The following is a 20,360-nucleotide window of genomic DNA, read 5'->3' as shown; positions in this document are numbered from 1 at the left end:
AATATACCAGCATTTAATCAGATACACAAGCCATTCAGGAGTATTATCGGACATAATGAACACTTTTGACTACTTATTGAACAGACCGGAATAGATATTCATAATCACGTCTGGCAGCCGGCACTGTCCATTTCTCCGGAACAAACTTCCACTGATTCAGGGCTTTGGGGTCCATCTTACCTTTCTTTTCGATATAATTCATCAAATAGAAACGAAGGTCTTTATCCGTAGAGAAAATAATACGGTCTTTCAATTTCTCCTGCGGAATACCCGATCCTTTCGTCAACAGTTCTCCACCGCCATTACCACGATAAGAATTTAAGGCCACTTTATATATCTTATCCATACGGAAAGGAGAACCGTCGGCCATACTCGTAATCGTAATCTTTTCTCCCTGCGGTTTAGTCACGTCCACCGTATAAATAATGCCGGAAGCCGAGTCGAAATTAAAACTGAAGTTCCGGAAAGAAGCCCTGTCTTCCGCACCTTCCCGAGGTTTCTCCTTGAACCAGAGCAGATGATCTTCCGGTGACTTCATCCGGTTCGTCCACATATAATAAGACATCTCCAGAAACTCCTTAATCTCCTTCCCGGACAACGTCATCACGTACAACATATTCTCGTACTTATATAAGTTGAACATATCACTGACAAACACATCCCCCTTCTTTATCTCCGCATCAAACGAAAGCGGAGCGGCAAAAGAGATGTCAGCTCCGGTAATGTCGAGCTGTAAGGTATGTATCAAATCGATAAAAGCGGAAGGACCGAAGAAAGCAGGACGAGTAGAGATACTCTCGGTAAAAGTTCCGATCTTCTTGGATACAAACTTCTGCACCGCCTCATATTGCGGAGCAAAATACTTCATGAAATCCTCGCTGATTCCGTAAGTTTCCGTCTCCGTCAACTCCCCCTTGATATCCTTGCTCTGCACCTTTCCATCTTTCAATTTCAAGGTCACATCGATATTAGACAATACAATTCCATTGCTGGCCGGATCGATAATCAACACCGAATCTCCGGCCACGTTCATCACCTTCTTACATTCGCGGGCATGATCGTGTCCCATCAATACAATATCGAATCCCGGGACATTCTTCGCAACGTTGAGAGAAGCATTCTCATTGTATTTGCCCGACATTTTGAAAGCCTCCTGTCCGGCATGAAACAATCCGATCACTACATCGGGATTCTCTTTTTCATGGATAATCTTCATCCATTTGCGTGCCGTCTCTTCCATATCGTCGAAACGCAACCCTTTCCACAGATTTTCAGAAAGCCATGCAGGGATGGCAGGAGTAATCATACCCAATACCACGATCTTCACGCCATCACGTTCCAACACCTTATAAGGAGCCAGATGGGGCTTTCCCGTAGACGTATCAATGATGTTGGCACCCAACACAGGGAAGTCACAAGTGGCTATCCAACGGTCGAACACGGCACGCCCCGTTTCCACATCATGGTTTCCCATATTGCCGGCATCATATTTCATATAATTCATCATTTCCGAACAAAGATGAGGAGACACCGTATCTATATAATTATAGTAATAGGCAGTAGGCTGCCCCTGCAAAATATCACCATTATCCAGCAATATCAGATTCTCTTTATACTGTTCGCGCTCCTTCTGCACGAAAGAATAAATACGTGCCAGACTCCCCTTCCACTCGTGACGGGTTATAAAATTGTAAGGATAATAATTACCATGTACGTCACTTGTTTCCACAATCTTCAGCTTCACTACCTTTTCCTGCGCCGCAACAGACAGTACGAGACAGAAAAGCAAGCCATAAATAAATCCTATTCGTTTCATTCTTTTTCTATATTTAGCGGATGCGAGAATACGAACCGTGCCCCACCGGTATAGTCAGGGTCGATCCATATACTTCCTCTCCATTTATGCACAATCAATTTACAGATAGACAATCCCAATCCGGTTCCCTGGGCATACTCATTCAATTTTTCAAAACGCTCGAACACAAGTCCCTGTTTTTCTTTCGGGATGCCGCATCCGGTATCCGTTACCGAGAAAATAGCCATTTGCTTTTCCTCATTCACAGAAAAGTCCAATGTAATCTTCCCGCCTTTCGTAAATTTGTCAGCATTGGACAGCAGATTAATGATTACCTGTTGCATACGCTGCACATCCGTCACCATCCGGAAAGTTTCAAAAGAGGTGGAAAACAAAAACTGATTATCCGACGACTGCCGTGAAAAACTAACAGAGGCAACCACCTGACTACACAATTGCACCACATCACATTCCTCCCACGTTAAAGTCACCCGATTGGCCTCCAGACGTGAAAGATCGAGAATATCATTAATCAGACGAAGCAACAAATCCGAATTGGTTTTGATAATCTGATAATAAGACTGCTGTTCATCCTCCGTGCTATCACCCATTGCTAGTACATCCGAGAAGCCGACAATCGAGTTCAACGGTGTCCGTATCTCATGACTCATATTAGCAAGGAAAGCACTCTTCAGACGATTAGACTCTTCCGCCCTGTCTTTCGCTACACGCAAATCCTTCTCCGATTTCAGAAGCTCGTCTTTCAAACGTTTCGTACGGAAATAATAGAAGAGAGAGATACATAAGCCAAGTACCAGAATCACGAACAAAGCACAAGCAGACCATATCTGATAAGTATATTGCTGATAGAACGAAACCGACTGGTTGACAAGCTGCACTTTAAAAGGCAACACATTCGGGTGCAGCCCCCACTCTTTCACCTTCCGGCTATCCAATACCGCTTTGCAGCCGATGACCGAAAGATGCTTTTCCGTATCCTCCGGATGCTGATCCATCCGTATAGATTCCAGAGCCATTTCTCCTCCCACTTTCCGATAATCGGGCAGCACTCCTCCTATCGCCCAATAACCGAGGCTCACCGATGAAGGAGTAAAAGCCGGGATGGTAGGAGTAGCTTCCATCATGGCATACGTAGCATTTCGCATGAAATACCCTTCGTTCATGTCCACACGCCACGTTCCCACCAAGATAACTGTGTTTTCGGGCAGCTGTCTCAATTCCTCAACGATGGTATAAATAGAATGTGTCCGGCCGTCCATCAGAATCAAATCCAGATCGGGGAAGTTCTTCATTTCTTTTCGCACCAACGCTTGCATGGTCACCCCGCCATAAGTATTGTCCGAGATAAAAGCAATGTGTTTCGTTTTCGGGTAGAAAGCTTGAATCATGCGGATATTACCTTCTATATTATATTGGTTGATAAATCCCGATTCCAGTTCGGGAATATCCAGATGATCCTCAAATATATCGATAGATTCGGGCATCCAGCGATCAAGGTTTTTCACCGTATCTTTTGGCAATATCACCACATTGCTACTGGCCAGACTGCACATCACAGGCACTTTCACCTGCATTTCATCCCTCTGCGACAAATAAGCAGCCCATGCCTCCTGTCCCAACAGGATAATTTGCGCCGGATGCTTTTCCCCCTGATATTTAGCCAGAATCTGCGTCATCATTTCGCTCCATAACGGAGCTTCCGAGAAGCTTTTACAGTTCATGTTTTCGATGATAATGTCGCGCTGTCCCCCCAATTTACTATATTCATCCATATAATCGGAAATAGTGACCGAGGTTTGATGCGCAGCCGGATTATAGGAGCAAATAATCAGAATAGGTTTCTTATCTTTAGAGACAGCCAATACTTCCGTTGACTGCAGAAGCCAAAGGAAACAGATAAAAAGATATCCAAGACGTCCCAGCATAATCATGCAGTTTTGATGTGTTAATTCATTAATTAAGTTGCAAATATAGTAAAACTTGTCGGGTTTAGCAGATTAATATGTATTTTTGTCGCTCATTTACTCTCAAAAAATACAAATTATGGAATTATTTCACAAGATGATTTCCGGTTTTTTGGGTATACCGGAAAGACAAATAAGTAGTACGCTCCATCTTTTGGGTGAAGGTGCTACGATTCCCTTCATCAGCCGTTACCGTAAAGAAGCCACCGGCGGACTGGATGAAGTGCAGATAGAGCAAATCAAAGAGCAACACGATAAGTTGTGCGACATAGCCAAACGGAAAGAAACGATTCTCGGCACCATCAACGAGCAGGGAAAACTGACTGCCGAACTGGAGAAACGTATCAACGACACTTGGAATCCGACGGAACTGGAAGACATTTATCTTCCTTATAAACCCAAGCGGAAGACACGTGCTGAAGTAGCCCGCCAGAAAGGGTTGGAACCGCTTGCCATCCTCCTGATGTTGCAAAGGGAAAACAACCTTAGCGCCAAGGCTGCCTCCTTCGTGAAAGGAGACGTGAAAGATGTGGAAGATGCCCTGAAAGGCGCCCGTGACATCCTTGCAGAGCAGGTGAACGAAGACGAACGTGCCCGCAACACGGTACGTAATCAGTTCAGCCGCCAGGCAGAGATTAGTGCCAAATTGGTGAAAGGAAAAGAGGAAGAAGCAGCGAAATACCGGGATTATTTCGATTTCTCCGAAGCACTGAAACGCTGCACGTCCCACCGCCTGTTGGCCATCCGCCGGGCAGAGTCGGAAGGCCTGCTGAAAGTATCTATCCAACCCGACGACGAGGCATGTATCGAACGCTTGGAACGTCAGTTCGTACGTGGCAACAACGAGTGTAGCCAGCAGGTGGGCGAAGCTACGGTCGATGCTTACAAGCGTCTGCTCAAGCCCTCCATCGAAACAGAATTTGCCGCTCAATCCAAAGAAAAAGCCGATGAGGAAGCGATTCGGGTATTCACCGAGAACCTCCGCCAACTTCTTCTCGCCCCTCCATTGGGACAAAAACGGGTGCTCGCCATCGACCCCGGATTCCGTACGGGATGTAAAGTCGTCTGCCTCGATGCGCAAGGCAATCTGTTACATAATGAGAATATCTATCCGCATCCTCCGGTGAACAAAACAGGAGAAGCTGCTTCCAAACTCCGTAAGATGATTGAGGCCTATCAGATAGAAGCCATCTCCATCGGCAACGGAACGGCAAGCCGTGAGACAGAAGATTTCATCAACAGCCAGAGCTTCGACCGTCAGATACCCGTGTTTGTAGTCAGTGAACAGGGAGCTTCCATTTATTCGGCTTCGAAGATTGCCCGCGACGAGTTTCCCGATTATGACGTAACGGTGCGTGGAGCAGTCTCCATCGGCCGCCGCCTGATGGACCCGTTGGCAGAATTGGTGAAGATAGATCCTAAATCCATCGGTGTAGGTCAATACCAGCACGATGTAGACCAGACAAAGCTGAAAAAAGCACTCGATCAGACCGTAGAGAATTGCGTGAACCTGGTCGGCGTAAACCTGAATACGGCAAGCAGCCATCTATTGACTTACATCTCCGGACTGGGACCGCAACTGGCTCAAAACATCGTCAACTACCGGGCGGAAAACGGAGCTTTCGGTTCGCGGAAAGAATTGATGAAAGTTCCGCGCATGGGCGCCAAGGCTTTCGAACAGTGTGCCGGATTCCTCCGCATCCCCGGAGCCAAGAATCCGCTGGACAACACCGCCGTGCATCCGGAAAGCTACCACATCGTAGAGCAAATGGCCAAAGACCTGAAATGTACCATCGACGAACTGATAGCCGACAAGGAACTCCGCCGGAAGATTAACATCTCCGCCTACATCACCCCTACCGTCGGCCTGCCCACCTTACAGGACATTCTGCAGGAACTCGACAAGCCGGGACGTGACCCGCGTAAGGCTATCAAAGTCTTCGAGTTCGACAAGAACGTGCGCACCATAGCCGATTTGCGCGAAGGAATGATTCTTCCGGGCATCGTAGGCAACATCACCAATTTCGGGGCGTTTGTCGATATAGGTATTAAGGAGAACGGACTGGTGCACCTCTCGCAATTAGCGGAACGGTTCATTTCCGATCCGACGGAAGTGGTATCCATCCATCAACACGTCATGGTCAGAGTGATGAATGTAGATTATGACCGGAAACGGATTCAGCTTAGTATGATCGGGGTACCGCAAGACTGATTGCTTCTCTTTTTTCTCCCCACCACACAATCAGAATCGTAAAAACAATCATAAGTACTGTGCAAATGAGCGAGCCTTCAAAACCGAAGGCTCCGCCATTCAGTACGTTTTCTTCGGGCATACGCAAAGTCAGCATGCTCGTCGTGAAATTATTTCCGCTTACCTGATAACCCAGAATCGGACCCTGAATCCAATTCCAGAAAAGATGAAGAGAGATAGGGAAACACAGATTACGGGTATATAGATAGGAAGCACCCAGCAGCATACCGGCAAGCAATAGATTTAGCATCGGCAGGAAAGCTATTTCCGGATTAAAGATATGCATAAACGCGAATAATGCCGACGAGATGAAGAGTGCCAGGAATTTATTCATATTGGTATGAAGCAGACGTCCGAGGATATAGCCGCGCATCAGAATTTCTTCAAACAACGCCACTAACAGGAAAAACACCCACGACCCCAATAAATCCAACGGCTTAAACTGGAAACCGGTGACTTCTATTTCTCCCAAAACAACAGAGATTCCGAAACCCAGCAAATAGAGCAAGATTGCCACCAGGAGGCCATACCACAGTCCGTTGGCATGTCCTTTTAGGGAAAGTCCCAAATCAGAAAACGGACGACGTTCGAGACGAAGCAAGATGACGGCGGCAGTAAGAACGGCCAAAAGCATACCGGCCTCCACGAAAATATACCCTACTACTCCCGGATGGCGAGCCTCCACTCCAAGAACCAACGACAGGCCTCCGCTGACCAATGTCCCATACAATCCAATAAATATGAAAAGTACCACAATAAACAGCGGGATACATGCCCACACAGGAAGTCTTTTGGGTTCTTTCTTCCCATCTATGTTGTCTGCCTCCATTTTTACAATTTGTTAATCCGGCTACAAAATTAGATATAAAACATAAAAAAACATCATGTATTCTCTATTTTTCCTATATTTGTCAGAACAAATCTACAAAATTATGAAAATTAAACTACTATTGATAAGTTTCTTACTGGCCGCTAATGCATTAGGAGCCACCGCCCAAGTGAGTAAGACGTATTATGTGAGTAAGCCCGGTACGCTGATTTCCATGATGACTGAAGAGGAAGCCAACAGTATCACCCATCTCACACTGACCGGAAAACTGAATGCAGAGGACTTCCGGCATCTCCGTGACGAATTTGCCAATCTGAAAGTATTGGATATTTCGAACGCGGAAATCAAGATGTACAGCGGAAAAGCCGGTACTTATCCCAATGGAAAATTCTACATTTATATGCCGAACTTCATCCCTGCCTATGCTTTCTCGAATGTGGTAGGCGGAGTGACCAAAGGTAAAGCCACACTGGAAAAAGTGATCCTTTCCGAGAAAACGAAGAATATCGAAGATGCTGCCTTCAAAGGCTGTGAGAATCTGAAAATCTGCCAGATCCGGAAAAAGACAGCTCCCAACCTGTTGCCGGAAGCATTGGCAGACAGTGTTACCGCCATCTTCGTTCCTTTGGGCAGCAGCGACGCTTACCGCTACAAAGACAGATGGCAGAATTTTGCTTTCATCGAAGGTGAACCGGTAGAGACTACCCTGCAAGTGGGTGCAATGGGCAAACTGGAAGAAGAGATCCTGAAAGCCGGACTGCAACCCAGAGACATCAACTTCCTCACCGTTGAAGGGAAACTGGATAACGCTGACTTCAAACTTATCCGCGATTATATGCCGAATCTCGTATCGGTTGATATTTCCAAGACAAATGCAACGGCTATCCCCGACTTCACTTTCTCGCAGAAGAAGTATCTGCTGAATATGAAATTACCTCATAACCTGAAATCAATCGGACAGCGTGTATTTAGTAATTGCGGCCGTCTATGCGGCACGCTGGAATTACCGGCCAGTGTAACGGCTATCGAGTTCGGCGCTTTTATGGGATGCGATAATCTTCGCTACGTATTGGCTACGGGGGATAAGATCACAACACTGGGAGATCACTTGTTCGGGGAGGGAGTTCCGAGTAAGTTGGTTTATAAGAAATAAAAAGAATTACCCTGATATAAATAATTAGTTAGTTATTCATATCAGGGATAAACAATCATCTTATCTAGTATGAGATTCCTTCTTTACAGCTTGCTTAGCTTGCTTCTTTTGGCTAGCTTCATCCAATGAATACGCATTCGCTCTCACCGCCATCCGATATCCGAGAAATATTCCCAATAAAAGTAACATTAGATAATCAAATAAAACAGATACCCGATCTAAATAAAAAATTGCATACGCTCCAAAAACATAACAATAGACTTGCATTATTATTTTATCTGATTTCAAATAAAATGTCCGAATGATTCCTTCTTCTTTCAATGGTCGTTTAGGAGTCCGTATATAGGGAAATAAATAACTCATCATTCCGCCTATTAATGTAATCGCCCAAAAAATTAAGAATATTGTCTGCACACAGGATGACAGATAAGGAATCTTATATATATAAGGCAAGAAGATACGATAGGCAATTAGGATTATACTACCTAACAAAGCTGTTTTTTCATATATTGCTATTAAAAGATATCTCATATATTTATAAATTAAAAGTTTATTTTCCAATCAAAATACTCCTCCCATATAGTTGGACCATATATTTCTTTTTTTTCTACTTTTTTCGTATGGACTTCATAAGAATCTTGTGACGGGTCAGGGTTGGTAACGTCTAATGTTTCCTTCGATAATGTTCCTATAGCCCCAAGAATCAAACCTACCATTGTTTTCTTTCCTCCATCTTTTGGATTTCTTTTCGGAGCCGGATCACCATTCGGCATCATCCCCGATACGTTAGTATCAATGCTTTTTGCAACATTCGCCTGATTCCTATCCAGTTCTTCTTTACTTTTCCTTTCTCTATTCCGCTGATGCTCATATTCCGGACTGATAGCATTCTTCGCTTGATAGTATAAAAGAGTACCAAAAGCGTAAGACATCTTAGGAGTATCTGTTATTATTTGTCCAACTTCTGCAAACTTTCCTGACGCATGTCTCATTATTTGTTGATCCGAAGGCAAATTATAACTTTGAGGATACGTTATCGGAGAATAGAATGGAAGAGGTGCATAAGGCATTGGAACAGGTATTACTTGCTTTCCATCTGGGTCAATATATTTAATTGTATTGTTCTGACAATAAACATACACGCTCCAACTATAATCCTTATCCGCCATCGGATCCACCACATGCCATCTTCCCAATGCCGCATCATACATTCGCGCTCCATAATCATACCAATCCAGTCCGCCTTTTCTATCCAGCTCTTTCCCGTTATATTTATAAGGTTGAACGGATGAAGTTGAAGCAAACATACCACCAAACGGATAATAATGATTCACTTCTTCCACTGCTCCGGCTTGGTCTGCAACGACCCGATTGTTACCCTGATGATCTTGTAAGTAATAATGATACTTATTATCATTCAAAGATACGAATCCGGCATCTGTCAATAAAGTCTTAGGAATTCCATTTTCATAGATCACATTACCGCAATAATTGGTAGTAGTTGTATTTCCTGCGATACTATGTACAACACGTAGTTTCGTGCCTGCTGCATCATAAAGGTAAGAAATAGAGCTGCCATCTTCAAACTCTATACGGTTCGGTAAATTTAGGAAATTATACTGAATATCAATTATCTTTTTATTCAAATCTTTCAATAAATTGCCATTAGCATCATAAAAATACTCCGTACTTTGTTTTGCTCCGTCTTTAAAATCAAAATGATTCCAAGTAAATTAGCTTATCAATAAAAAAACAGCCCTGACATAAATTAATATTTAGCCAACTTATATCAGGGCGAATTTTCAGAATATTAGGAACTAAAAATCTCTAGTATTCTGCCTATTTTCTAATTCTTTGCGATATGCTCTCTTCATATAGTTTATTGCAGACAGAGTAACTCCACTACCAGTCCATAATCCCAATAAAAGAAAAAACACATTTCCAAAGAGCACATTTATCTCGACATCTAAACAGTAAAGAATCCCCATTCCTAACAAGTCCACAAAAAACAAAGTAGAAAATATTCCATACACGCGTTCAGATAAATAATATAATAATCTTTCTATTTTCATTTTAATTTTCTCTTTAATAAAGGTATAGTAATTAGCAAAGTTAAAATCATTAATAAAAATATGGGACTTCTAAAAAAAGAGGGCATATATTCATTAAAGAATATGATAAATATAATATTTATCAAACAAATAGAATATACAAAATATTCTATATAAGTCATATACTTACCAATTTTTTTTAAATACTTCATCTAATCTATTTTTTATTGGAGTTAAGATAAAATTATTATCCTTTTCTATATTAATATTTTCATTAGATTCTATGTTTTTGCTCTGACACCCATTACTGGTTTGGGAAGATCCCACAACAAAATGATCAAAATAATCTTTTACTGTCACAGCCCCCCACGTTACCCCAAGTACTATTTTTTGCCAAGTTTTTAATTCGCTTTTCGGAGCCGGATCACCATTAGGCATCATCCCCGATACGTTAGTATCAATGCTTTTTGCAACATTCGCCTGATTCCTATCCAGTTCTTCTTTACTTTTCCTTTCTCTATTCCGCTGATGCTCATATTCCGGACTAATAGCATTCTTCACTTGATAGTATAAAAGAGTACCAAAAGCATAAGACATCCTAGGAGTATCTGTTATTATTTGTCCAGCTTCCGCAAACTTTCCTGACGCATGTCTCATTATTTGTTGATCCGAAGGCAAATTATAACTTTGAGGATACGTTATCGGAGAATAGAATGGAAGAGGTGCATAAGGCATTGGAACAGGTATTACTTGTTTTCCATCTGGGTCAATATATTTAATTGTATTGTTCTGACAATAAACATACACGCTCCAACTATAATCCTTATCCGCCATCGGATCCACCACATGCCATCTTCCCAATGCCGCATCATACATTCGCGCTCCATAATCATACCAATCCAGTCCGCCTTTTCTATCCAGCTCTTTCCCGTTATATTTATAAGGTTGAACGGATGAAGTTGAAGCAAACATACCACCAAACGGATAATAATGATTCACTTCTTCCACTGCTCCGGTTTGGTCTGCAACGACCCGATTGTTACCCTGATGATCCTGTAAGTAATAATGATACTTATTATCATTCAAAGATACGAATCCGGCATCTGTCAATAAAGTCTTAGGAGTCCCATTTTCATAGATCACATTACCGCAATAATCGGTAGTAGTTGTATTTCCTGCGATACTATGTACAACACGTAGTTTTGTACCTGCTGCATCATAAAGGTAAGAAATAGAGCTACCATCTTCAAACTCTATACGGTTCGGTAAATTTAGGGAATTATATTTAATATCGATTATCTTTTTATCCAAATCTTTCAATAAATTGCCATTAGCATCATAAAAGTACTCCGTACTTTGTTTTGTTCCGTCTTTAAAATCAAAATTATCACCAAAAGCGGAACCCGAAACAGAATCATCAACCCTTTTCAGTTGATTGCCATTCAAGGTGATGGTCAGATCATCTACTAATCCGTAACCATTGGCAGAAGTCTGTCCGTATCGTTTCAACCCCAAGATATTACCATTGTTGTCGTAACCCGTTATTTGCTCATTAAAGCGGTTGGCATTCAGAGAGAGCTTTTCTCCCTCACCGTAAGTGGCATTTTTTAGCCGGGATAACAGATCATATTCAAAACAATAGTTACGAACGTCCGTGTCTACGCCGGTCTTCCAACTCATACTACTGATATTTCCATTATAACAAGGTGTGCCGATACCATCCGTATAATATAGTTTCTGGGAGAATAACGGACTTTCGATAGAAGTCAGCCAACCCCGTAAGTTATAACGGTTGGTCAAAGTCAGTGAATGGGCTCCATTCCCTCTTTTGAAACTGGCGATACGCCCCAATTCATCGTAATTATACGTCAGAGTATCAGATGCCAAATCATTAACCAAACGAGCTTCTGTCAACAGTCGCCCGGCATGGTCATAAGTCTTGTGTTGAACAAGCGATATATTCTCCACTTTATCACTGGATGCTATGACATGGTCGCAGAAATCATACGCCATGCTCTGAACATGCACCTTGCCATTTATATCAGTACTGCGCACTTGCACCGGACGTTGATAATAATCATAATAGGTAGTGGTGCAAAGCATTTGATCTGTACCGATAACCCGTATCATCATTCCGGTCTGCAAATTCTTGCAGTGAAGCGGTTCAGAGTCGTCTCCATATCGATGCCCGTAATCATTGCTATCTATATAATCCATTGCCGCAGTGAAGCGGGAGTTAGCCTTTTTATATTGATAGGTATCATAATATATCACCTTTTGAATATCCAGGCTATCCATCTTTAAATAACTACTAAAGAGATAACCATAATGGTTGTTTAGCCTATCCGGAGCAAATTCAACCGATTCAGAGATGTTGTATGGCATCTGACCTTTATAAATGCCTGTCAACACTTCTCTTCTCAACTTATCATAAAAAGTACATTGCCATTCATGCCTCTTGCGCATCTCCCCATCTCGAATTCTCAATAACTTTCCATCCTCGTCGAAACACATATCTATCCATTCCGCACCGGGAAGTTTCTTACCTTTATAATGATTGAGCTCATCATAGCGATATTGATAAGCATAAAGGTCTAACGCATCTTTCTGTCCGAGAGTATGTAAACTACTGACCGCCATCGGTGGAAGAACAAAAACCAGATTCCCGAAATCATCATATACCTGATAAGTATCGAGCGTGTCCGCACCACTGATGGTACGTGACAAAATGGTTTGTTCCAATTTATTCGTATAAGTAAGCGTAGGAAGCCCTGCTTCATCTTTCTTTTCTTCCACTACCAATTCTCCGGTTGCATAAAATCCTTTTTGAGACAGAACAGGATTATCTTTTTCTCCGCTCACCTCAAATAATCGAACCTGTGATGCTCCCGAATTCGTCTGATAAGAAACTTTTTCACTATGCCCCGTAGTATGCCAGTCCTTTCCCGGATTATATTTCTCGGTCAATCGGTTCAGGGGCGAACCGTCATAAAAAGATTTTCCACAAGCGTACTCATCATTATACAATTCAAGGATATGCTTTCTGAAATCGGATGATGAAACATAATTCCTCGAACCGGGACAAACTGCCGGAAGCCATGAACAGCTATCACGACACATCCTGTCATACTCCTTTCTACTCACCAGACTGTTGAACGCAGGAGTCACACCATATTGTATTGTCTGTTCTGTCCTGCCAAACGGGTCAAGGTAATTTATTTCATGGGTGGCATGCAATGGACTTTGCAGATCCGAAGAAAAAGGAGTATTGGTAGTCGCTTTAATCGTTGATATATAGTTTTTCGTATCAGACCATTTTCCAATAGTTTTCTGACCTTTCACCTTTATATGTATAGTATTGAACCCTCCTTCCGTTGTAAAAAAGTAAGTTCCCGGCGACAGATTAAAAGCATCAAGGATAGTGAAAGGGTCTTCTCTCTTGACTTTTCGAAGCATGCGATGGGTTGAATCGTACAAAACAATACTATTCAGATAATCCTCCGATATAATAGATATATCCATTTCATCTTTTATGGCAAAACGATGATATACAATAGGATCGTAAGAATTAGGAAAAGCGAATGTTGGGGAATAATAAGAATTTTCATAATATAAACTATCCGAATAATTACCTGCCTCAAAAGGACATTCCCAATCAATTCCCGTATAATCTACAACTCCATTTACATTTAATTTGACTTTTCTATATATAGAATCCGGATAATAAACATGAATATAATGCTTACCTATTCCACATCTGGCATCCTTTATTTGTGGTAAGGAATCCTCATTCAACGGATATTCTTCACTGCTTGCAAATGCATAACCATGTTCGTCTTCCAATTCAATAACAGGTTTCATTCCCACATTTTCTTGAGGAGCTACACTTATCATATTTAAACTATCCAAACTAAATGTATGATATACATCTCCGCTGCTAAAAATCCCGGATCTTATATTTTGAGAAAAGTTTCTTATAAAATGTCCTATATCAACAGAAGTATATTGATCAACTCCCACTGGGGACAAATAGATATTGGTTTCAAGTCTTTTGGTAGGATTTTTTTCATTATTTGACGCAATACTATAGAGCTCATATTCGCCTGGGTCTAAAACGTCATACAATACGGGAGAGTGGAGATGTACTTGTGTGAGATCTTCGTCAAAATTTAAATTAAATTTATCCTGATCACGAAGTACATCTTTTGCTCTATGACTATCATCACTAACTGATTTATTTCCGAATCTACCAGTAGTAGAATTAAATGGTCTATAAAAAAGGCGCAAAACGGTATAATCCGTATCAGTTCCCATCATATTGGCCATGAGCAAAGTAGAGCGATTCTGTATGGTAAAAGTATAGACAACGTAATTATGAAGTTCGCCTTCATAGAAAATATAACGAGGAACATCACTAAAATGGGCGACTTTCGGCTCTTTATAAATATCTGCAAAATGTACTCTTTTATCACTAAACTGCGGAGCGCTATGACCGTTTACCGCCATTAGTGTGCAGAACAAAAAAAAGAAGAATATTAACTGCTTTTTCATGATTGATTTCTTATTTAGAATAATGATATTTATTGTATTCCATCAACTGGAGTTCTCTCTTGTCTCCCCTCCTGAATCTCTGTTTCAGGCGTCCTTGATCATCAAATCGGAAGAAAGAGATTCTTCCACTGGGTTCCGAAATATATTTCAGCCCTACCTGTTGCTTATAAGCAGAGATCGTAATCTGGGCATGAGGTAGAAGTGTACGCAATTGCTCCATTTTCTTCATATTAGGTTCACTCTCTTCTGAAAGAAGTTCCGGTTTTCCTCCTAAAGCAGATTTAACCTTATCATAAGTACTTCCTTTTATTTCAGCTATCGGATATTTACCGTGATACGACCATAGATAAATTGTGGTATTATCATAAAGCCCCCTTAAGGTTACAACATTCCCATATTTATCATAGTTATCATAAGCTTCAATAAAACGGTTCATACTGTTTGAATAATCTGTCAGATCTATATCTTCAGGTAATGTTTTTGCAAAGTTAGCACCACGAAGAACTCTTTTCTGAATACCTGCATTATTTGTCGGTTCATAAATAGCGTAAATAAAATCTACCATTCTCCGTTTCTCATCCTGTGGTTTCTTCAAATACTTTATGATGCCTATCGGTTCCTCTATTCTATTCGAACTAATTAAACTGTCCCAATATATATTAGATGGAAGATTGAACGATTCTCCCGGACGTACATACTTCAAATACACATGATCCCCATTACTATTGACAGTCTCTTTTTCTGTGACAAATCCTTTGGCATTATATTCATAATTATGAAGAATTTCCACTTCATTCTCATCCGTCAGTTTTTCCTGAATCAGCAGACAGGGGACAGTAAATATTTTACTCGCCAGAAAAGCTCCGGTATTGGTATTTATCGAAACTTCATAATCGGTAGTTTTATTTTCTACGTTATAATGATACTCTTCCTCTGCCACTTTATGATAGCGATTGTCATAAGTCTTTTTAAACAGCAGTTTCCCTCTGAAAGCAGAAAGGTCGTTGGGGGCATAGTTCAAAGCTTTGTCTAATATCTGGTAATAGCCGAAACTTCTATTAGTCATATTTCCATACGTTCTGACAGGGCATCCAAAAAGTTCCACATTATCAGGAACATCAGCTAATGAAGAAAAGTGGTAGTGGCAAAAACTTCCATCATCAAAAGTCTCTGTAACATCACTATAGCCTATCAGATATTCGGATATATTACTTAGTCGCCCGATGCAGTTGCTACTGACTGAGTAAGCATGCAGATTTTTTATTTCTGTATGATCAAAAGAATCATAAACATACTGCATACTTTCTTGGGGCATATGATAGCGCGGCAATTCATTGATTCTTCCACTTTCTATTCCTGTCGTAGGATCAAGATAACTAAACGAACGTTGCCTATTCTTTCCAGTTACAGGATCATGCAATGTCAGATTCTTAACACGTACTCCACTTAAAGGAGTATCATAAGCCGCCGTATTAGAATCCCACGCAAAAGAGTCCGTTCTTTTAGTCTGGTAATATCTAAAACGGTTATATTCATAATCAATCGCCTCTTCCCCTTTCGTTGGATAAGTTATCCTTTGCAACATCGTACAACTTGCAACATTTGTATTGACAGCCTTTCTCTCTTCAAAATGACCGTCATTGAGAAACGTATCAACATTATCTATATTTTCATAGCCACCATTCCAAAATCCCCAATGGTCAATACTTGTAGTCAGTGGATCCGGCAGATCATTGCTCATATTATAATCAAAAGAGTAAATAGCAGGATTTTCACTTTGATCATACAAGGTCACGTTTTTCAGAAAGAAATACCGTCCCGATATCTGATAATCAAATTTGCATGATTTTATAACCTCCGGTTCTTTGGTCATTGTTATGCTTGAGAGATAGATCAAATCATTTCCATCCGAATCTCCGAAAAAATTGACAGGAAAAGTTTCAGTAATAAAGTTTATTTTCACATCATCGGTATTAATTGTTTTCAGAATAGGAGCATACACTTTATCTTCCATCAAAAAATGGTCAGTATTTATATCGTTTACACTCGATGATTCTGAAGGTTTAGTATATCCTTTACTATCAGGCTTATAATGTATCCATCGAATTCCACTCACATAAGAGTTAATAAAAAGATGATACTTATTCTTTTGCAGACGACTCTGGTATGAGAAGGTGATACGATGATTTTTTGTCTCATCCCGGATAGAGGTTAAATACCAGGAAGTAATCTGCACAGGTCTGCTTCTTAATTTACTGGGATTATTGGGTATGCTGTATTCTAAACATGAGACGTCTCCCCCAAAATAGTAGAGATAGCCATCCGGTGTCGTGATCTTGATGACAGAGGATTTAGGAGCATTCGTCGTGCTATAATCCTGAACGGTCATTTCACTCAAGTCAATCTTATATCCGCCTCCTGATATACATTTAGCATTTCCGTTATTGTCGATAATAAAACGTCCTTTATGCCGCCCGAAATTAAAATCGAAGATATCGGGAGCCATGTCGTATTCAGTTTCCGGATAAGGACGATTTTTCGTAGCATGGGGAATATTCAAATTGAGCAAATCCTCTTTGCTATACTGCTTGAACTGCCCATCACGGATGGCGGCCAACAATCCACTCTTCTGTTCCTGACGAATATCATCAGGCTCCCCCATTACATTTCGTGTTATCGATCCACCCACATTCAATATCCAATTATTGCCAACCATCGATGGACGTCTGCCCGGCTTGAAACCATCGGAAATATACTTGATAGACATATCCAGCTCAAAAGCCGTATCCTTGTAATCGAACAACGGGATATCCAGATCAAGCAAACCATTATAATAGTTCACATTTGTGTTGCCATATTGCACAAATTCAGCTGTCTGTGGTGTGGCGAATCCCAGATTTTGAGGAGAAAAGTAGTACCCTTGAAAATCTGTCGGAATAAATCCCGAATCGCTTTGTGCATGTATATGTGTACCTATGCCCAACAGCAGGGTAAAGCACAACATTTGTTTTATAAAATTTTTCTTTTCCATTTCTTTTTCTGATTTATTTCATGATTAGTAAAAAAAATAGAGAGAGGGTGAAAAAGATAGAAAACTTATACACCCTCTCTTCAAATGAACTAACTTCCTGTAGACTACAGATTCATCGCATTCGCACCAAATACGCCTGCTACTGCCGAAGCCACCGCGATGACTACCTTCAAAATAGTATCCCAAAGGGATCTTTTGACTGCCATAACTTTACACACCTCCTTTCCACGCTCTTTAGTTGACCACAGAGGACACAGAGGGCACAGAGGAATATTTATTTCCCTTCTCCGTATACGCTGCGGTGGTTTGTTTTTTTATACTAATTTTCCTCCGTGTCCTCTGTGTCCTCTGTGGTGAAACCTTCCGCTTTCACCTCAAAACACGGACACGCTTTGATCCATTCTTCCGGTTCAATTTCCCCGTTTCCGTTGCGGTCGGGACTTAAATCCCGGTGACCGCACACCCGGCTACCGGGGAAAGTCTCAAGCAATTGATGTACAAGCAAATGAAGTGTTGCCCGTTGTTCCGGTGTCCGCGTGTCCGCCGGACGACCATGACAGTCCAGCCCACCTTCATAGCAGATGCCTATCGAACAAGCGTTGAATCCTTTCACGTGCGCACCGATACGTTCAATCGGTCGGGTGATGTGCACCGTTCCGTCTTTGCGGATGTAGTAGTGATATCCTGTTCCGTTAAATCCACGCCGACGGTGTTGCGTTTCCAGATCATCCGGGGTGAGCGAACGGTCGGCACGGGTGGCGGAACAGTGAATCACGATCAAATCAATCTTTCTCATTATAGTGCCACTGTTTTTCTTATCAGTTGTAAGCATTATCTACGCTCTATGGCTCAAGCTGCCGGATCCGGAGCTTCACCACCGCCATCACCACTACCTCCACCGGAGTCTCCTCCTCCACCTTCTTCACCGGAATCTCCACCTTCGGTTTTCTTTTTCTTAGGTGCATCGAGGTCAAGGAACTCGATTTTCTCACCGGCACGGGTAGATGTCAGATTAGGACGGACGCTGCTGGAAGGACGGAAATTGATATTCACGCTCCTGATGTTCTTCATCGTACACTCTTCTTTCGTATCCGCCCCCAGTGTGGTAGCGGAAAGACTGAATACACCGAAGTCGCGGATATTGACGGACTTACCGTCGAACAACGCTGCACGCATCGCTTCAACAAGATTGGTTAGCACACTCTGGATATCGCCCAGCGACAAGGAACTTTTCTCTTTCATCGTGTAAGCGAGTTTATCCAGGTCTACACTCTGTCCCTGCGTCACAAGTTGTGGGTGATACTTCACCACCCCATCAACCTCTCTCGGATCTTTACGACCCATTCTTTTAAATGGTATTGCCATGATAAATTAAAAATTGAGAATTAAAAATTAAAAAATAAATGTTACAGATTGCGGTTAGCGCAATGGTATCGGAAGAGAGGAACGAGCTCTGTTTCTTTTCTTTCGATACCTCAAAGGTAGTGTATTACAGGGGAATGGAATGACGTACTTTGTCTCCGATTGGCTTACTTCGTCTTACTTTCATTTAGAATGTATTTACTTTCATTCAGAGTGATTTTATTTTACTTATACATTTGGAGTTCCTATGGATTTTTTGTATATTTGGAATACTATAAACATAATTCCCCGAAGATATGAAAGCAGAAACAGAAGAGGCGGCGGAAGAGCCGTTTGTCATACGTCCGTATTTGAAATCGGAGCTGGCGCATTTATATAATCCTTATGTACCGTTGGTGTATGCCATGCGAAAAATGAGGGAGTGGATCAGAAATAACAATGAACTATATGACGCAATGTATAGTGGCGGTGAAGGAAAAAACGACCACGCTTACAGCGCAAGGCAGGTACGGCTCATTGTGAAGTATCTCGATGAGCCATGAATCTCTTTATGGCAAGTGCTGATTAGCTATAATGAAAATGAAATTAGCTATAATGAAATCGAGATTAGCTATAATGAAAATGAAAGCGGCTATAAGGGATTCTGTGCAACACACAGCATCTTGAGGATAAACAGGCCATATGAGTTTTCTTTATATAATAATGTCCACGTGCGCAGGCGCGGGAGAATATTCTTTTAGATAGAAAAAAGCGTGTATTTGAGGGTGAGGGGTTCACCCTCAAATACACGCTTTTTCCATCAAATAAAATCTATAAAGAGAATAAACAACATAAGTAAATGATAGGAACAAAATAAAATGTACCTTTGCGTCTTTTTAAAACAACATTTTTTAACAACATTGAAATAACACTTAAAATTATGAGAAAAAAGACATTTTTTCCGAAGGCTTCGTTTACCTGAACAAGCAGGCTATAACGCTCGAAAAGGGAGAATTCCCCCAAGTATCCCAGTTTATCACACAAACGCTTGACACCGTCAATAATTTGTATAACAACAGGATAGATGTAAGTCCGCGCGAACGCAAGAAGTATCTCCTTCCCTTTGTCCATCTCTGCTATGATCACGATTCTCCTTTTAACACTAAAGGTCCCAAATTCTTTGCACAATTGTTGTTTATGACTGTTAATTTCAAGAAATATGATGATTCGGACGAATCATTAAGCGTAGAAGAGATTGACTATGAGATACAAAGACTAAAAAGAACGCTTTTTGACGATTAACATTTAAGAGCCGACTGTTAAAAAACTGCTTTTTGAGTACCAAAAGCAGTTTTTTTTATCTACAGGAAAAG

Annotated in this window: 14 protein-coding genes and 1 pseudogene; 4 read left to right on the top strand and 11 right to left on the bottom strand. The window is 41.3% G+C overall.

Translation table 11 applies throughout. The annotated features are described in order from the left end of the window. Nucleotides 1-73: 73 nt before the first annotated feature. Nucleotides 74-1,816, bottom strand: a complete 1,743-nt coding sequence (locus NXV01_RS15365) for a bifunctional UDP-sugar hydrolase/5'-nucleotidase (protein WP_234132264.1) — start codon at nucleotides 1,814-1,816, stop codon at nucleotides 74-76. After that, nucleotides 1,813-3,741, bottom strand: coding sequence for a HAMP domain-containing sensor histidine kinase (locus NXV01_RS15360; protein WP_074559723.1), 1,929 nt, complete (start codon nucleotides 3,739-3,741; stop codon nucleotides 1,813-1,815). Before NXV01_RS15360 ends, NXV01_RS15365 begins: the two co-directional genes overlap by 4 nt. 118 nt (nucleotides 3,742-3,859) lie before the next feature. Between NXV01_RS15360 and NXV01_RS15355 the strand changes: the two genes are divergently transcribed. After that, nucleotides 3,860-5,992 carry a Tex family protein gene (locus NXV01_RS15355; protein ID WP_259022826.1) on the top strand — a complete coding sequence of 711 codons (2,133 nt, stop codon included), beginning with the start codon at nucleotides 3,860-3,862 and terminating at the stop codon, nucleotides 5,990-5,992. On the opposite strand, the gene NXV01_RS15350 is transcribed toward NXV01_RS15355, so the two are convergent. Continuing rightward, on the bottom strand, nucleotides 5,964-6,860 hold the full coding sequence (locus tag NXV01_RS15350; RefSeq protein WP_195650430.1) for a CPBP family intramembrane glutamic endopeptidase: 897 nt from the start codon (nucleotides 6,858-6,860) through the stop codon (nucleotides 5,964-5,966). The genes NXV01_RS15355 and NXV01_RS15350 overlap by 29 nt on opposite strands. A gap of 103 nt (nucleotides 6,861-6,963) precedes the next feature. Here NXV01_RS15350 and NXV01_RS15345 point away from each other — a divergent pair, with 103 nt between their 5' ends. Further along, entirely contained in the window at nucleotides 6,964-8,013 is a 1,050-nt protein-coding gene (locus NXV01_RS15345; RefSeq protein ID WP_259022825.1) for a leucine-rich repeat domain-containing protein, read from the top strand. A 60-nt stretch (nucleotides 8,014-8,073) separates the two neighbouring features. Here the strand turns inward: NXV01_RS15345 and NXV01_RS15340 are convergent, their stop codons facing one another. The 8 genes and pseudogenes from NXV01_RS15340 to NXV01_RS15305 all read right to left on the bottom strand — a co-directional run bounded on the left by NXV01_RS15340 (nucleotide 8,074) and on the right by NXV01_RS15305 (nucleotide 19,011). Further along, nucleotides 8,074-8,544, bottom strand: a complete 471-nt coding sequence (locus NXV01_RS15340; protein ID WP_259022824.1) for a hypothetical protein — start codon at nucleotides 8,542-8,544, stop codon at nucleotides 8,074-8,076. Between the two features lie 11 nt (nucleotides 8,545-8,555). Further along, nucleotides 8,556-9,737 (bottom strand): annotated as a pseudogene (locus NXV01_RS15335) (RHS repeat domain-containing protein); the annotation flags it as partial. A gap of 93 nt (nucleotides 9,738-9,830) precedes the next feature. After that, nucleotides 9,831-10,085 carry a hypothetical protein gene (locus NXV01_RS15330; RefSeq protein WP_259022822.1) on the bottom strand — a complete coding sequence of 85 codons (255 nt, stop codon included), beginning with the start codon at nucleotides 10,083-10,085 and terminating at the stop codon, nucleotides 9,831-9,833. A 165-nt stretch (nucleotides 10,086-10,250) separates the two neighbouring features. Continuing rightward, the gene (locus tag NXV01_RS15325) at nucleotides 10,251-14,615 is read right to left on the bottom strand and encodes an RHS repeat-associated core domain-containing protein (protein WP_259022820.1); all 4,365 of its coding nucleotides are present in this window, start codon (nucleotides 14,613-14,615) and stop codon (nucleotides 10,251-10,253) included. Between the two features lie 10 nt (nucleotides 14,616-14,625). Continuing rightward, nucleotides 14,626-17,646, bottom strand: a complete 3,021-nt coding sequence (locus tag NXV01_RS15320) for a hypothetical protein (RefSeq protein ID WP_148367951.1) — start codon at nucleotides 17,644-17,646, stop codon at nucleotides 14,626-14,628. A 104-nt stretch (nucleotides 17,647-17,750) separates the two neighbouring features. Continuing rightward, entirely contained in the window at nucleotides 17,751-17,852 is a 102-nt protein-coding gene (locus NXV01_RS15315; protein ID WP_167511929.1) for a smalltalk protein, read from the bottom strand. A gap of 113 nt (nucleotides 17,853-17,965) precedes the next feature. Further along, complete coding sequence (locus tag NXV01_RS15310) at nucleotides 17,966-18,442, bottom strand: N-acetylmuramoyl-L-alanine amidase (protein WP_148367953.1); 477 nt, start codon at nucleotides 18,440-18,442, stop codon at nucleotides 17,966-17,968. A 53-nt stretch (nucleotides 18,443-18,495) separates the two neighbouring features. Beyond that, nucleotides 18,496-19,011 (bottom strand): HU family DNA-binding protein, encoded by a 516-nt coding sequence (locus NXV01_RS15305; RefSeq protein ID WP_167511927.1) that lies wholly within the window; start codon nucleotides 19,009-19,011, stop codon nucleotides 18,496-18,498. 293 nt (nucleotides 19,012-19,304) lie between these two features. Between NXV01_RS15305 and NXV01_RS15300 the strand changes: the two genes are divergently transcribed. Further along, nucleotides 19,305-19,550 carry a DUF4248 domain-containing protein gene (locus NXV01_RS15300; protein ID WP_148367949.1) on the top strand — a complete coding sequence of 82 codons (246 nt, stop codon included), beginning with the start codon at nucleotides 19,305-19,307 and terminating at the stop codon, nucleotides 19,548-19,550. Nucleotides 19,551-20,052: 502 nt separating this feature from the next. Then, nucleotides 20,053-20,289, top strand: coding sequence for a hypothetical protein (locus NXV01_RS15295; RefSeq protein WP_167511925.1), 237 nt, complete (start codon nucleotides 20,053-20,055; stop codon nucleotides 20,287-20,289). Nucleotides 20,290-20,360: the final 71 nt, after the last annotated feature.

Source organism: Bacteroides sp. BFG-606 (assembly GCF_024788145.1).
GTDB classification, from domain to species: domain Bacteria; phylum Bacteroidota; class Bacteroidia; order Bacteroidales; family Bacteroidaceae; genus Bacteroides; species Bacteroides vicugnae.
The sequence above is the reverse complement of the archived record's forward strand: the minus strand, read 5'-3'. Positions and strand labels throughout refer to the sequence as shown.